Consider the following 11,586-nt stretch of genomic DNA (forward strand, 5'->3'; position numbering starts at 1 on the left):
TCGTCGCCGCTAGTCGGCGCGGGTAGCGTCCACCTGCCCGGCGCCGTCGGCCTGCGAAGCCCGGTCGAGCGCCGCGGATGTCAGATCGACGATCCGGTCGACCAAGGTGGCGCGCGAGATCGCCACGTCGCCGCGCAGCCACGCCGCCAGCAAATCCACGCTCCCGCTCACCAGGATGTAGGCGGTCACCGACAGGTCCTCGTCAGCGGGCCGGTGCTCCCCGATCAGCAGCGGCGCGATGCCGACGGCAGCGTCGGCGACGGTGCGGATGCCGGACAACCACTCCTGCTGCAGCACCCGATCGGAACCGGATTCCAGCACCAGTCGGCCCCGACGCGAATCCTCGGTGAAGTAGTCCAGCGCCGCGTCGACGGCGGCCCGCACCCGGTCCTCGGCCGTTCCGCCGACCAGGAGCATGCTCCCGATCACCGCGCGCAGCGCCTCGGCCGTCAACTCCTGCCCCAATACGCTCAACAACACGTCGCGATCGGCGAAGTGCTCGTAGAAGTAGCGGTCGTTGAGCCGCGCTCGTGCGCAGACCGACCGCTTGGACACCGCCGCGGCTCCCGACTCGCTGATCAGGTCGAGCGTCGCCTCGAGTAGCGCCTCGCGCCGGGCGGCCCGCCGTTGCGCCGCCGGGATGCCGTCGTACCCGCGATCTGCCGCCGCCACCGGTCGCCCTTTCGGTCAGTTCTTGACTCATGCCCCTTTGTGGTGCAGGCTAGCACCACTTAGCTTGTGGTGCCGCATAGCACCAGAATGGAGAACTCCATGACCTGCCCGATCAGCCCCACCACGGTCACGCCGGAGCAGAAGCGTGCTGCTGTCGTCGACGACACCACCCGCGCCGTCGACTTCTTCGAACGCGTCGCCGGTTCCACCTTCATCGCCTTCTACGCGGCGGCCCTCTTCGACCAGGCCATGGTCCCGGGAGTCTCCGCCGCACTGGAGGCGACCGGCCGGGTCAGGTACTCCCCGTGGCCGCGCGCACTGCGCACCGCCGCCTCCGATCAACTCGTGTTCGCCGGAACCGCGGATGATCGCGAAGCCGAGTCGCGCCGACTACTCGAGCTGCACCGCGACGTGCGGGGTACCGGCGCCGACGGTCAGCGCTACAGCGCACTGTCCCCGGATCTGTGGAACTGGATCCTGATCAGCACCTTCTTCATGCATCGCAATGCCGCCGAGGCGCTCGCCGGGCGTGCGTTCACCGCCGCCGAGGACCAGGCCGTCTGGGATCGGTTCCGAGCGGTGGGTACCGACCTCCAGCTACCCGGGCAAGGCCGGCTGATGGAGTCCTTCGACGAACTGAGCGCCTACTACGACCGCTTCGCCGCCGATCGCCTCACCGTCACCCCGACGCTGCGCGCCGTCATGGCGAGTCAAGGACGCGTCCCGCGGCCCGATTTCCTCCCGGCCGCCGTCGGCCCGTTGTGGTCGGCCGTCGTTCCGATCGCGGGGCATGTCACCGGTGTCCTCGGCTACGGCACCATGCGTCCGTCGGCGCGCGAGGTGCTCCCGATGCGGTGGACGCGACGCCACGACATCGAGTACGCCGCCCTCAACGCCGCATTGCGCGTCGCCTTCCGACTGCTTCCCGATGTCGTGACCCAGACGCCACTGGTGCGGGCGCGCAAAAAGTACGAGCGACTCGCCGACTCCTACCGCTCGATCGGGCTCACCTCCTTCAAGCCCGATCGCGGCGCGGCGGCGGTGCTCAACCGGTAATCGGCCCGCGCGCCGCCTCGTAGGCCGCGCCGACGCGGTAGAGGCGGTCGTCGGCGAGGGCCGGGGCCATGATCTGCAGACCGACGGGCAGCCCGTCGGACAGGCCCGACGGCACCGACATGGCAGCCACACCGGCGAGGTTCACCGGAAGCGTGCACAGGTCGAACAGGTACATGGCGAGCGGGTCGTCGACGCGCTCCCCCAGCTTGAAGGCCGTGGTCGGGGTGACCGGCGAGACCAGCACGTCCACGTTCTCGAAGGCCGCCTCGAAGTCGCGCGCGATGAGTGTCCGGACCTTCTGCGCCTGTCCGTAGTAGGCGTCGTAGTAGCCCGCCGACAGCGCGTAGGTGCCGATCATGATGCGGCGCTTCACCTCGGCACCAAACCCCGCCTCGCGGGTCAGCGCCATCACCTCGTCGGCGCTGTGGCTGCCGTCGTCGCCGACGCGCAGGCCGTAGCGCATGGCGTCGAAGCGGGCGAGGTTGCTCGACACCTCCGACGGCAGGATCAGGTAATAGGCGCCCAGCGCGTAGGTGAAGTGCGGGCAGCTGACCTCGACCACCTCGGCGCCCCGCTCGGTGAGCGCCTTGACCGCGGTCTCGAAGGACGCGAGGACACCCGGCTGATAGCCCTCACCGGCGAGTTCCTTCACGACGCCGACGCGCACGCCGGACAGGTCGCCCTGCGCACCGGCCTTCGCGGCGCCGACGAGGTCGCCGACCGGGGCATCGATCGACGTGGAGTCGCGCGGGTCGTACCCGGCGATGATCTCGTGCAGCAGCGCCGTGTCGAGCACCGTCGTGCCGCACGGTCCGCCCTGGTCCAGCGACGACGCGCAGGCGACCAGGCCGTAGCGCGAGACCGTGCCGTAGGTGGGCTTCACGCCGACGGTCGCGGTGACGGCGGCCGGCTGGCGGATGGAGCCGCCGGTATCGGTGCCGATGGCCAGCGGGGCGCTGTGCGACGCGAGGGCCGCGGCACTGCCGCCGCCGGAGCCGCCCGGGATGCGCTCGATATCCCACGGGTTGCGGGTCACCTGGTAGGCGGAGTTCTCCGTCGAGCTGCCCATCGCGAACTCGTCCATGTTGGTCTTGCCCAGGATCGGCAGGCCCGCCGCGCGCAGCTTCGCGGTGACCGTCGCGTCATAGGGCGGCACCCAGCCCTCGAGAATCTTCGATCCGCAGGTCGTGGGGGCGTCGACCGTGGTGAATACGTCCTTGAGTGCGATCGGCACCCCGGTCAGCGGGGAGGCGGCCTCGCCGGCGGCGATCGCGGCATCGGCGTCGGCCGCAGCGGCGAGCGCCTGATCGGCCCCGACGTGCAGATAGGCGCCGATCGTCTCGTCGACCTCGGCGATGCGATCCAGGAAGGCGCGGGTCACCTCGACCGAGGACAGCTCGCGCGCGGCGATCTGCTCGCCCAGGCGGGCGGCGGTGGCGCCGAGGATGGCGTCGTCGACGCCGGTGTAGGAGGCGGTCTGCTCTGCCATCATTCCTCCCCGAGGATCTGCGGGACGGCGAAGCGATCCTGCTCGACGGCGGGGGCGCCCGACAGCGCCTCGTCGCGGGTCAGACCGGGGGTCACCTCGTCGACGCGCAGCACGTTGTCCAGCCGCGCGGGATGCGCGGTGGGCGGCACGTCGGCGGCGGCGACCTCGGTGATCGACGCGACGTGCGTCAGGATCGAATCGAGCTGGGTCGCGTAGTGGTCGAGTTCGTCCTCGGTGAGCGCGAGCCGTGACAACCGCGCGAGATGCGCGACCTCGTCACGAGAGATGGCAGCCAAGTCCTCAGTCCTTTCGAGCCGGAGGGTGATGCCTACAGCCTATTGGCCCGGCCCGGGGGCCGCCGCGCCGGGCGGACCGTTCGGTGGAAGAATGGCCCGGGTGTCCTACCTGCTGCGCGTAACCATCGACGATCGCCCGGGTAGCCTCGGCCAGCTCGCGGTGGCGCTCGGCGGGGTCGGGGCCGACATCATCTCGCTGGAGGTCATCGAACGCGGTAGCGGCTGGGCCGTCGACGACATCGTCGTGGACCTCCCCCTGGGCGCGCTGCCCGACACCCTGATCACCGCCGCGGCCACCGCGGACGCGCATGTCGACTCGGTCCGCCCCTACGCGGGGGTGTTGGACACCCATCGCGAACTCGAACTCGTCGACCACGTCGCGACGGCGAAAGCCGACCGCCTGCAAACCCTCGTCGACGATGCCCCGCAGGTGCTGCGCGCCTCGTGGGCGACAGTCGTCACGAAGGCGGATTCCGGTGCCACGGTGACGGTGTGCGGCAGTTCCGGCGCCCCGGAGACCCCGCTCGCGGATGCGTCCTGGCTCCCGATGGCGGCGGCCGCGACGATCGATCCGCAGGATCCGGGGGTTCCCCAGATGTGGCGGGATTGGGACACCAGGCTCGTCGCCGCACCCCTCGACGGTCCGCACCGCGCACTGCTGCTCGGCCGGGTCGGCGGACCCGATTTCCGTCCCGCCGAGGTCGCGCGCCTGGGCTACCTGATCGGGATCATCAGCAGCCTCAGCCGCTAGGCCGCCTCGCGCGCTACGCCTCGCCGGTTTCCAACAGTCGCTTGAACCCGGCCTCGTCGAGGACCGGCACGCCCAGCTGTTCGGCCTTGTCGGCCTTGGAGCCGGGTGACTCCCCGACGACGACGTAATCGGTCTTCTTCGACACCGAGCCGGACGCCTTGCCGCCGCGGGCCAGGATCGCCTCTTTGGCACCGTCGCGGGAGAAGTCGACGAGGGAGCCGGTGACGACGATGGTCTTGCCCTCCAGCGTCCGCTCGATCGACTCGTCGCGCTCGTCGACCATGGAAACGCCTGCCGCGCGCCACTTCTCGACGATCTCCCGGTGCCAGTCGACGGCGAACCAGTCGCGCACCGAGGCGGCGAGGATCGCCCCGACCCCGTCGGTGGCGGCGAGTTGCTCCTCGTCGGCCGCCTCGATCGCGTCCAGGGAGCCGAACTCGGTGGCCAGCGAGCGCGCCGCCGTCGGACCGACGTGGCGGATCGACAGGGCGACGAGGACCCGCCAGAGCGGCACCTGCTTGGCCTTGGCGAGGTTGTCCAGCAGGCGCTTGCCGTTCGCGGAGAGCGCGCCGGACTTGGTGACGAACAGATCGGCCTTCCCCAAGTCCTCGGCGGTGAGGCCGAACAGGTCCCCCTCGTTGGCGATGACCTTCGACGTCAGCAGCGCGGTCGCCGCCTCGTAGCCCAGTGCCTCGATGTCGAAGGCGCCGCGGGAGGCCAGGTGGAACAGCCGCTCCCGCAGCTGTGCAGGGCAGCCCTGGGCGTTGGGGCAGCGGATGTCGACGTCGGAGTCCTTCTCCGGGCGCAGCGCGGCACCGCACTCCGGGCAGTTCGTCGGCATGACGAACGCGCGTTCCGTGCCGTCGCGCAGGTCGACGACGGGTCCGAGCACCTCCGGGATGACGTCGCCGGCCTTGCGGATGGTGACGGTGTCGCCGATCAGCACCCCCTTGCGGCGCACCTCGGACTCGTTGTGCAGCGTCGCGCGCGCCACCGTCGAACCGGCCACCAGCACCGGCTCCATAAAGGCGAACGGGGTCACCCGCCCGGTGCGGCCGACGCCGACCCGGATGTCGAGGAGCTTGGTGGTGACCTCCTCGGGCGGGTACTTGTAGGCGATCGCCCAGCGCGGCGCCCGCGACGTGGATCCCAGGCGCCGCTGCACGGCGGTGTCGTCGACCTTCACGACGAGGCCGTCGATCTCGTGTGCGACGTCGTGCCGGTGCTCGCCCCAGTAGGCGATGCGCTCGAGGACTTCGGCGGAGGTGTCGACGCGGCTGGTGTGCGAGGACACCGGCAGCCCCCACGCCCCCAGCGCCAGATAGGCGTCGTGCAGGCTTTCCGGGCGCCACCCCTGCGTGTGCCCGACACCGTGGCAGATCATCCCGAGGCGGCGCTGCGCGGTGATCGCCGGGTTCTTCTGCCGCAGCGAGCCGGCGGCGCTGTTGCGCGGGTTGGCGAACGGCGGCTTGCCCGCCTCGACGAGGCTGGCGTTGAGCGCCTCGAAATCGGCGAGCCGGAAGAACACCTCGCCGCGGACCTCCAGCACGTCGGGAACCGGGTACTCGTCGGTCGCGGTCAGCCGGTCGGGGATGTCGGTGATCGTGCGGGCGTTGAGCGTCACATCCTCGCCGGTGCGCCCGTCGCCGCGGGTGGCGGCGCGGATCAGCGCACCGTTCTCGTAGACGAGGTTGAGGGCGACGCCGTCGATCTTCAATTCGCACAGGAACGGGACCTGCGCGCCCGCCGCCGCGTCGGTGCGCTCGATCCAGGCACGCATCTCGTCGTCGTCGAAGACGTTGTCCAGCGAGAGCATCCGCTGGAGGTGATCGACGGCGGTGAACTCCGTCGCGAATCCGCCGCCCACCAGTTTCGTCGGCGAATCCGGCACGGCGAGTTCGGGATGGGCGTCCTCCAGCGCCTGCAGCTGCCGGAAGAGCTTGTCGAACTCCGCGTCGGAAACGATCGGCGAATCCCGCACGTAGTAGCGGAATTGGTGGTCGCGAACCTGCTCGGCCAGGTCGGTCCATTCGCGCTGCAAGTCCCCGTTGTCCACGTTGTGCAGCGTAGTCCAGGGCTCCGACCCACTCGCGAGGCAGAATGGGCACCATGCCGCACCCGATCATGTTCTCCGACGACGATCCCGTGCTGGCCCGCGTGCGTGAGATCGCGCTGGCCCTGCCGACGGCCACCGAAGCCGTCGCCCACGGCCGCCCGACGTTCCGCTGCCCCAAGATGTTCGGCATGTACGGCGGCGGCGAGAAGAAGATCGACAAGGACACCCCCGGCCGGCGCTTCGACCAGGCCATCCTGTTCGTCGCCGATCCCGCGGAACGGGAGGCGCTTCTCGCCGATACCCGCTTCTTCCTCCCCGCCTACGTCGGCGCATACGGTTGGGTCGGTCTCCCGCTGGCCTTGGACGGCGACACCGACTGGGACGAGGTCGCCGAACTCCTCGACGCATCCTTTCGCCAGGTCGCGCCGAAGCGGACGATCGCCGAACTCGACGCGCGGTAGGCGCCGCGCCCGAGCGCCGTCGGAACGGCCTCAGTCGAGGCGGGCGAGCTGGTCAGCGACCTTCGAGGCGAGCCCCAATGCCCGAGGCGCCCACGGACCCGCCCCCGCCAGGCCGCAGGTCGGTGAGACCAGCACCTGCTCGCGCACGACCGCGGGCGGCAGACCGATGCGGCCGAGCAGCGCGACCAGGCGGTCGGCCAATTCGTCTGCCGACACCGCCGTAGCGGGTTCGGCGGTCGGGACCACCCCGGCGATCAGGCGACCGCCGCGGTCCAGGTGGGCACCCAACTCGTCGTAGTCCCCGTCGGTGATCTGGCCGAGGTCCAGTGACAGCGCATAGCCGGTCAGCGCCGACAGCAGGTCCCAGCGCGGTGCGGCGCAGCTGTGCAGCACCACCGGTCGCCCGACACGGGTGGCGAGGTCCGCGAGTGCCGCGGCGACATCCGGCGCCGGGATGGGCCGGTTGACGTCCAGCCTCGTCAGCGGTGCGATCTGACCGTCGATCACGGCCCCGACCATCGGCTCGTCGAGTTGCACCACGATCGGGACCCCGAGCCGCCGCTCCAGCTCGTCGGCCCGCTGGGCGAGCCCTTCGGCCAGCGAGGCGACGACGTCGCGCCAGGCACCCGCGTCGTGGAGCACCTTGTGCCCGCCGGGCAGTTCCACGAGCGCGGAAAGGGTGAACGGGCCGATCGCCGCCAACTTCACCGGGGAGCGCAATCCGCCCCGCTCGACGACCTCCTCGACCGCGTCGAGATCCGACCGCAGGAATCCATCGGCGCGGCTCATCAGCCGCGTGCGCCCCGAAGCGAGCCGATAGCCGTCGCGCGTGGTGTCCATCGCGATATCGACGAGCAGTGCCGCGGCGCGCCCCACCATGTCGGCGCCCGGACCGCGGGCCGGCAGTTCCGGCACGAACGGCAGGGCTACCTCGTCGAAGGCGAGGCGGGCCGCGGCCAGCGGATCGGTGCCCGGCATGGAACCGACCCCGGTGGCGGTCCCACCGACGAGCGGCACTCGATCGGTCATTCGGTGTCGGCGATGCGGCCGGAACCCAGCACGAGGTCGCCCTGCTCGGGGTCCGGCGAGTACAGCACCGCCGCCTGCCCCTTGGCGACGCCGGTGAGCGGTTCGTGCACGACGATGTCGATGCCCGGCTCCCCGTCGACAACGATCGGGGTGGCGGTCGCGGGTGCGAGGCCGCCGTGGGCCCGCACCTGGACGACGCAGTCCACCGGGCCGGTCGGCGCCGCACCCGAGGTCCACACCGCATGGCGGGCGGCGATGCGCGAGACCCCCAGCGCGTCGGCCGGCCCGACGGTCACGGTCCCCGTCGCCGCGTCGATCCCGGTGACGTACCGCGGCTGCCCGTCGGCGGCCGGGGCGTCGATCCCGAGGCCCTTGCGCTGGCCGATGGTGAAACCGTGCACCCCGTCGTGGTCGGCGAGCTTGACGCCGGTCTGACCGTCGACGACGGCACCGGGGCGGACCCCGATCTTGGTGCCTAGGAAGGCCCGGGTGTCGCCGGTCGGGATGAAGCAGATGTCGTGGGAATCGGGCTTGTCGGCGACGAGCAGACCGCGCCGGGCCGCCTCTTCGCGGATCTGCGGCTTGGGCGTGTCCCCCACCGGGAACATCGCCCGCGCGAGCTGGGCATCGGTCAGGACGGCCAGCACGTAGCTCTGGTCCTTGTCCTCGTCGACGGCGCGGCGCAGCTCGCCGTCGACCAGGCGCGCGTAGTGACCGGTGGCCAGCGCGTCGAAGCCGAGCGCCAGCGCCTTCTCCGCCAGCGCGGCGAACTTGATCTTCTCGTTGCAGGACAGGCAGGGATTCGGGGTCTCACCGGCCGCGTACGCCGCCACGAAGTCGTCGATCACGTCCTCACGGAACTTCTCCGCGAAGTCCCACACGTAGAACGGGATGCCGAGCACGTCGGCGGCACGTCGGGCGTCGTCGGCATCCTCGCGCGAACAACAGCCCCGCGAGCCGCTGCGCAGCGCGTCGGGCGTCTCCGACAGCGCCAGGTGCACCCCGACGACGTCATGCCCGGCGTCCACGGCGCGGGCCGCGGCCACCGCCGAATCCACGCCACCGCTCATCGCGGCCAAGACCCTCATGACCCGCCCCCGGTACCGAGCGCGCGCGCCCCGGCCGCGACGAGTCCGGCGGCCCGGGCGCGTTCCACCACGTCGGCGATCACCGCGCCGACGTGGTCGACATCCGCGTCGGTGGTGGTCTGGCTCAGGCTGAACCGCAGCGAACCGCGTGCGACGGCCATCGGCAAGCCCATCGCGAGCAGCACGTGGCTGGCCTGCGCGACACCCGCCGTACACGCCGAACCGGTCGAGCACTCCACGCCACGGGCGTCGAGCAGCATCAGCAGCGAATCACCCTCGCAACCCTCGAAGGAGACGTGGGCGTTGCCGGGCAGCCGCCACTCGTCGCGCGGACCGTTGACCCGGGTGCCGTCGACGGCGAGCAGGTGCCCCAGGAGCCGATCGCGCCGCGCCGCCACCATGCGCGCCTCGTCGGCGAGGTTGGCGGTGGCGACCTCGAGTGCCGTGGCCATCCCGACGGCCCCGGCCACGTTCTGCGTCCCGGGCCGCAGGTCGCGCTCGTGCCCGCCGCCGTGGGTCAGCGGCGACAACGCCACGTCACGGCCAAGGACCAGCGCGCCGACGCCCTGCGGACCGCCGAACTTGTGGGCCGCGACCGACATCGCGGCCAGCCCGCTGGAGTCGAAGTCGACGGGGATGTGCCCGACCGCCTGGATGGCGTCGGAGTGCACCGGCACCCCGTATTCGCGGCCCAGCTCGGCGATCCGCCCGATCGGCTCGATGGTTCCGACCTCGTTGTTGGCCCACATCACCGAGACGGCCGCGATCTCGTCGGCGTGCTCGGCGAGTTCGGCCGCCAAGGCGTCCACGTCGACGAAGCCCTGCGCGTCGACGTCGATCAGGACCAACTCCGCGTCCCCGGACGCGGCGAGGGCCTGAGCCGGGTCGAGCACGGCGTGGTGCTCGACGGCGGAGACGACCACCCGGCGACGGCGCGGATCCTCCCGACGGCGGGCCGCGACGATCCCCAGCAGCGCCAGGTTGTCCGACTCGGTGCCGCCGGAGGTGAACAGCACCTCCGACGGGCGGGCACCCAGGCTCGAGGCGACCGATTCCCGGGCCTCCTCCAGATGCCGGCGCGCCGCCCGGCCGGCCGCGTGGAGCGACGACGGGTTGCCCGCACACTGCAACAGCGGCAGCATCGCCGACACCGCCTCCGGGCGCATGGCCGTGGAGGCGGCGTTGTCGAGGTAGACCGGCTCGACCGGCGGGGTGGGCATAGTGCTCACCAGGATAGACGCGCCCGGTGGGCGGTCCAATTCCGCCGGCGACGGGCCTAGGAGCGCACCACCTGTCCGACGCGGAACACGCCGTGCGGATCGAGCCGGTCGGCCAACGCGGCCAACCAGGCGGCCGTGTCCTCGTCATAGGACGCGCGGACCCGCGCCGGATCGTCAGAGGCCACGAAATTGGGCAGCGTCGCCCCGGTCATCCACGGCTCGAGCGCCGCCAACGCGCCGTCGACCACGCCGGTCACCGCGGCCGCCGCCTGCTCGTCGGCGAGCACCCCCACCATGTTCAGGTTGAAGGGCGCATCCCGGTGGCACAGGGCCGAGCGGACCCGCGGCTCACGGGCATAGACCCCGCCGAGGGCGCGGATCTCGACGACGGGCAGCAGCGGCGCCACCGGCGAGGTCACCGCGCCGACGATGACGTCGACGGCCTCGTCGGGCAACGCCGCGAGCAATCCGCCGCGCTCCCGCACCGGCATCGGACCGGGCGGGTCGGCGTGGATGGCGCCGACCGCCGCGTACGGCATCGGCCCGACCGCGTCGAGCAGCGGCTGCGCCAATTCTCGAATCGGGCCGAGCACGGCCGCCGCGGTCTCGGCGTCGGCGACGCTCGCGTAACGCACGGCGACGGTGAGCTTGCCCGCGAGCATGGGCGGGACCTGCGGCATCGCCGGCAGGTTGAGCAGGGCGAGCGACGTGGATGCCTCGTCGGGCAGTCCTGCGGCCCAGTCCCGCCACGCGCGCAGGACGCGGACGGCGTCGGCACCGTCGAAATAGAGGGCGCCGCCATAGATCTCGGCGATGGCCGGCATCTCGATGACCGCCTCGGTGATGATGCCGAGGGTTCCCTTGCCGCCCCGCAATCCCCAGAACAGCTCGGGGTTCTCGTCGGCCGTCGCGGTGACGAGTGTCCCGTCGCCGGTGACGACCGTCATCGAGCGGATGTGGTCGGCCGAGCTGCCGACGGTCCGCACCAGCGGTCCGATGCCCGCGCCGGAGAGGTAGCCGACGACCCCCACGGTCGGCGCGGAACCGCACAGCGGGGCCAGACCGTGCGGCACCGCCGCGTCGAGGACCGACTGCCAGCGCACCCCGGCGCCGATGCGCGCGGTGCGCTGCTCCGGATCGACATCGCAGGTGTCCAGGGCGGTGGTCCGCACGAGGATCGACCGGCTCCCGACCGGCGTGCCGCCGTGTCCGGTGGCGAATACGCCGACGGTCATGCCGTGCGCGGCGGCGAAGCGGACGGTGGCGGCGATGTCCGCGGCGTCGGCGGCGTCGACCACAGCGGCCGGATGACGCTCGAGCGCGACGTTGAAGCCGACAGTCGGATAGTCGGGGTCCGCCGGACCGTGCACCGCACCGCGTACGCGGCGGCGCAACTCGTCGAGGTCGCTGCTCGAGAAAACGTTGCTGTCGAAGTCACTGTTCATGGTCTCCCTCGTCTGAAGTCGGG

The 11,586-nt window shown here is 71.6% G+C and carries 11 protein-coding genes; 3 read left to right on the forward strand and 8 right to left on the reverse strand.

Annotation, left to right across the window (positions count from 1 at the left end; translation table 11 throughout):
- Positions 1-9: 9 nt before the first annotated feature.
- Positions 10-672, reverse strand: coding sequence for a TetR/AcrR family transcriptional regulator (locus HUN08_RS11815; protein WP_124247275.1), 663 nt, complete (start codon positions 670-672; stop codon positions 10-12).
- Between the two features lie 87 nt (positions 673-759).
- Between HUN08_RS11815 and HUN08_RS11820 the strand changes: the two genes are divergently transcribed.
- Entirely contained in the window at positions 760-1,728 is a 969-nt protein-coding gene (locus tag HUN08_RS11820) for an oxygenase MpaB family protein (protein WP_301546694.1), read from the forward strand.
- Here the strand turns inward: HUN08_RS11820 and gatA are convergent.
- Together gatA and gatC are read right to left on the reverse strand one after the other, a co-directional pair.
- Positions 1,718-3,217, reverse strand: a complete 1,500-nt coding sequence (gene gatA, locus HUN08_RS11825; protein ID WP_124247273.1) for an Asp-tRNA(Asn)/Glu-tRNA(Gln) amidotransferase subunit GatA — start codon at positions 3,215-3,217, stop codon at positions 1,718-1,720. The two genes, HUN08_RS11820 and gatA, sit on opposite strands and share 11 nt — an antisense overlap.
- A complete protein-coding gene (gene gatC / locus HUN08_RS11830; protein ID WP_124247272.1) occupies positions 3,217-3,513 on the reverse strand; it encodes an Asp-tRNA(Asn)/Glu-tRNA(Gln) amidotransferase subunit GatC in 297 nt (98 codons plus the stop codon). Before gatC ends, gatA begins: the two co-directional genes overlap by 1 nt.
- A 91-nt stretch (positions 3,514-3,604) precedes the next feature.
- On the opposite strand from gatC, the gene HUN08_RS11835 reads away from it, so the two are divergent.
- Complete coding sequence (locus HUN08_RS11835; RefSeq protein ID WP_124247352.1) at positions 3,605-4,264, forward strand: amino acid-binding protein; 660 nt, start codon at positions 3,605-3,607, stop codon at positions 4,262-4,264.
- Positions 4,265-4,277: 13 nt separating this feature from the next.
- Here HUN08_RS11835 and ligA read toward each other — a convergent pair whose 3' ends face one another.
- On the reverse strand, positions 4,278-6,320 hold the full coding sequence (ligA, locus tag HUN08_RS11840; RefSeq protein WP_124247271.1) for an NAD-dependent DNA ligase LigA: 2,043 nt from the start codon (positions 6,318-6,320) through the stop codon (positions 4,278-4,280).
- 53 nt (positions 6,321-6,373) lie between these two features.
- Here ligA and HUN08_RS11845 point away from each other — a divergent pair, with 53 nt between their 5' ends.
- Entirely contained in the window at positions 6,374-6,781 is a 408-nt protein-coding gene (locus tag HUN08_RS11845) for an MmcQ/YjbR family DNA-binding protein (protein WP_124247270.1), read from the forward strand.
- Positions 6,782-6,811: 30 nt separating this feature from the next.
- Here the strand turns inward: HUN08_RS11845 and HUN08_RS11850 are convergent, their stop codons facing one another.
- The 4 genes from HUN08_RS11850 to HUN08_RS11865 are packed head-to-tail and all read right to left on the reverse strand — an operon-like array spanning position 6,812 to position 11,563.
- Positions 6,812-7,810, reverse strand: coding sequence for a vitamin-B12 independent methionine synthase (locus tag HUN08_RS11850; protein WP_124247269.1), 999 nt, complete (start codon positions 7,808-7,810; stop codon positions 6,812-6,814).
- Positions 7,807-8,898, reverse strand: coding sequence for a tRNA 2-thiouridine(34) synthase MnmA (mnmA, locus tag HUN08_RS11855; RefSeq protein WP_124247268.1), 1,092 nt, complete (start codon positions 8,896-8,898; stop codon positions 7,807-7,809). The genes HUN08_RS11850 and mnmA overlap by 4 nt, the downstream gene beginning before the upstream one ends.
- Entirely contained in the window at positions 8,895-10,118 is a 1,224-nt protein-coding gene (locus tag HUN08_RS11860) for a cysteine desulfurase family protein (protein ID WP_124247267.1), read from the reverse strand. Before HUN08_RS11860 ends, mnmA begins: the two co-directional genes overlap by 4 nt.
- A 56-nt stretch (positions 10,119-10,174) precedes the next feature.
- The gene (locus tag HUN08_RS11865) at positions 10,175-11,563 is read right to left on the reverse strand and encodes an FAD-binding oxidoreductase (RefSeq protein WP_124247266.1); all 1,389 of its coding nucleotides are present in this window, start codon (positions 11,561-11,563) and stop codon (positions 10,175-10,177) included.
- Between the last annotated feature and the right edge of the window lie 23 nt (positions 11,564-11,586).

The sequence above is a fragment of the Gordonia sp. X0973 genome (assembly GCF_013348785.1).
Taxonomy (GTDB): domain Bacteria; phylum Actinomycetota; class Actinomycetes; order Mycobacteriales; family Mycobacteriaceae; genus Gordonia.

Excerpts from the sequence above, each read along its gene's own strand:
- gatA (WP_124247273.1), bottom strand. The coding sequence starts at position 3,217 with ATGGCAGAGCAGACCGCCTCCTACACCGGCGTCGACGACGCCATCCTC.
- mnmA (WP_124247268.1), bottom strand. The coding sequence starts at position 8,898 with ATGAGGGTCTTGGCCGCGATGAGCGGTGGCGTGGATTCGGCGGTGGCC.
- HUN08_RS11820 (WP_301546694.1), top strand. The coding sequence starts at position 760 with ATGGAGAACTCCATGACCTGCCCGATCAGCCCCACCACGGTCACGCCG.
- HUN08_RS11865 (WP_124247266.1), bottom strand. The coding sequence starts at position 11,563 with ATGAACAGTGACTTCGACAGCAACGTTTTCTCGAGCAGCGACCTCGAC.
- HUN08_RS11850 (WP_124247269.1), bottom strand. The coding sequence starts at position 7,810 with ATGACCGATCGAGTGCCGCTCGTCGGTGGGACCGCCACCGGGGTCGGT.
- HUN08_RS11835 (WP_124247352.1), top strand. The coding sequence starts at position 3,605 with ATGGCCCGGGTGTCCTACCTGCTGCGCGTAACCATCGACGATCGCCCG.
- HUN08_RS11860 (WP_124247267.1), bottom strand. The coding sequence starts at position 10,118 with ATGCCCACCCCGCCGGTCGAGCCGGTCTACCTCGACAACGCCGCCTCC.
- HUN08_RS11845 (WP_124247270.1), top strand. The coding sequence starts at position 6,374 with ATGCCGCACCCGATCATGTTCTCCGACGACGATCCCGTGCTGGCCCGC.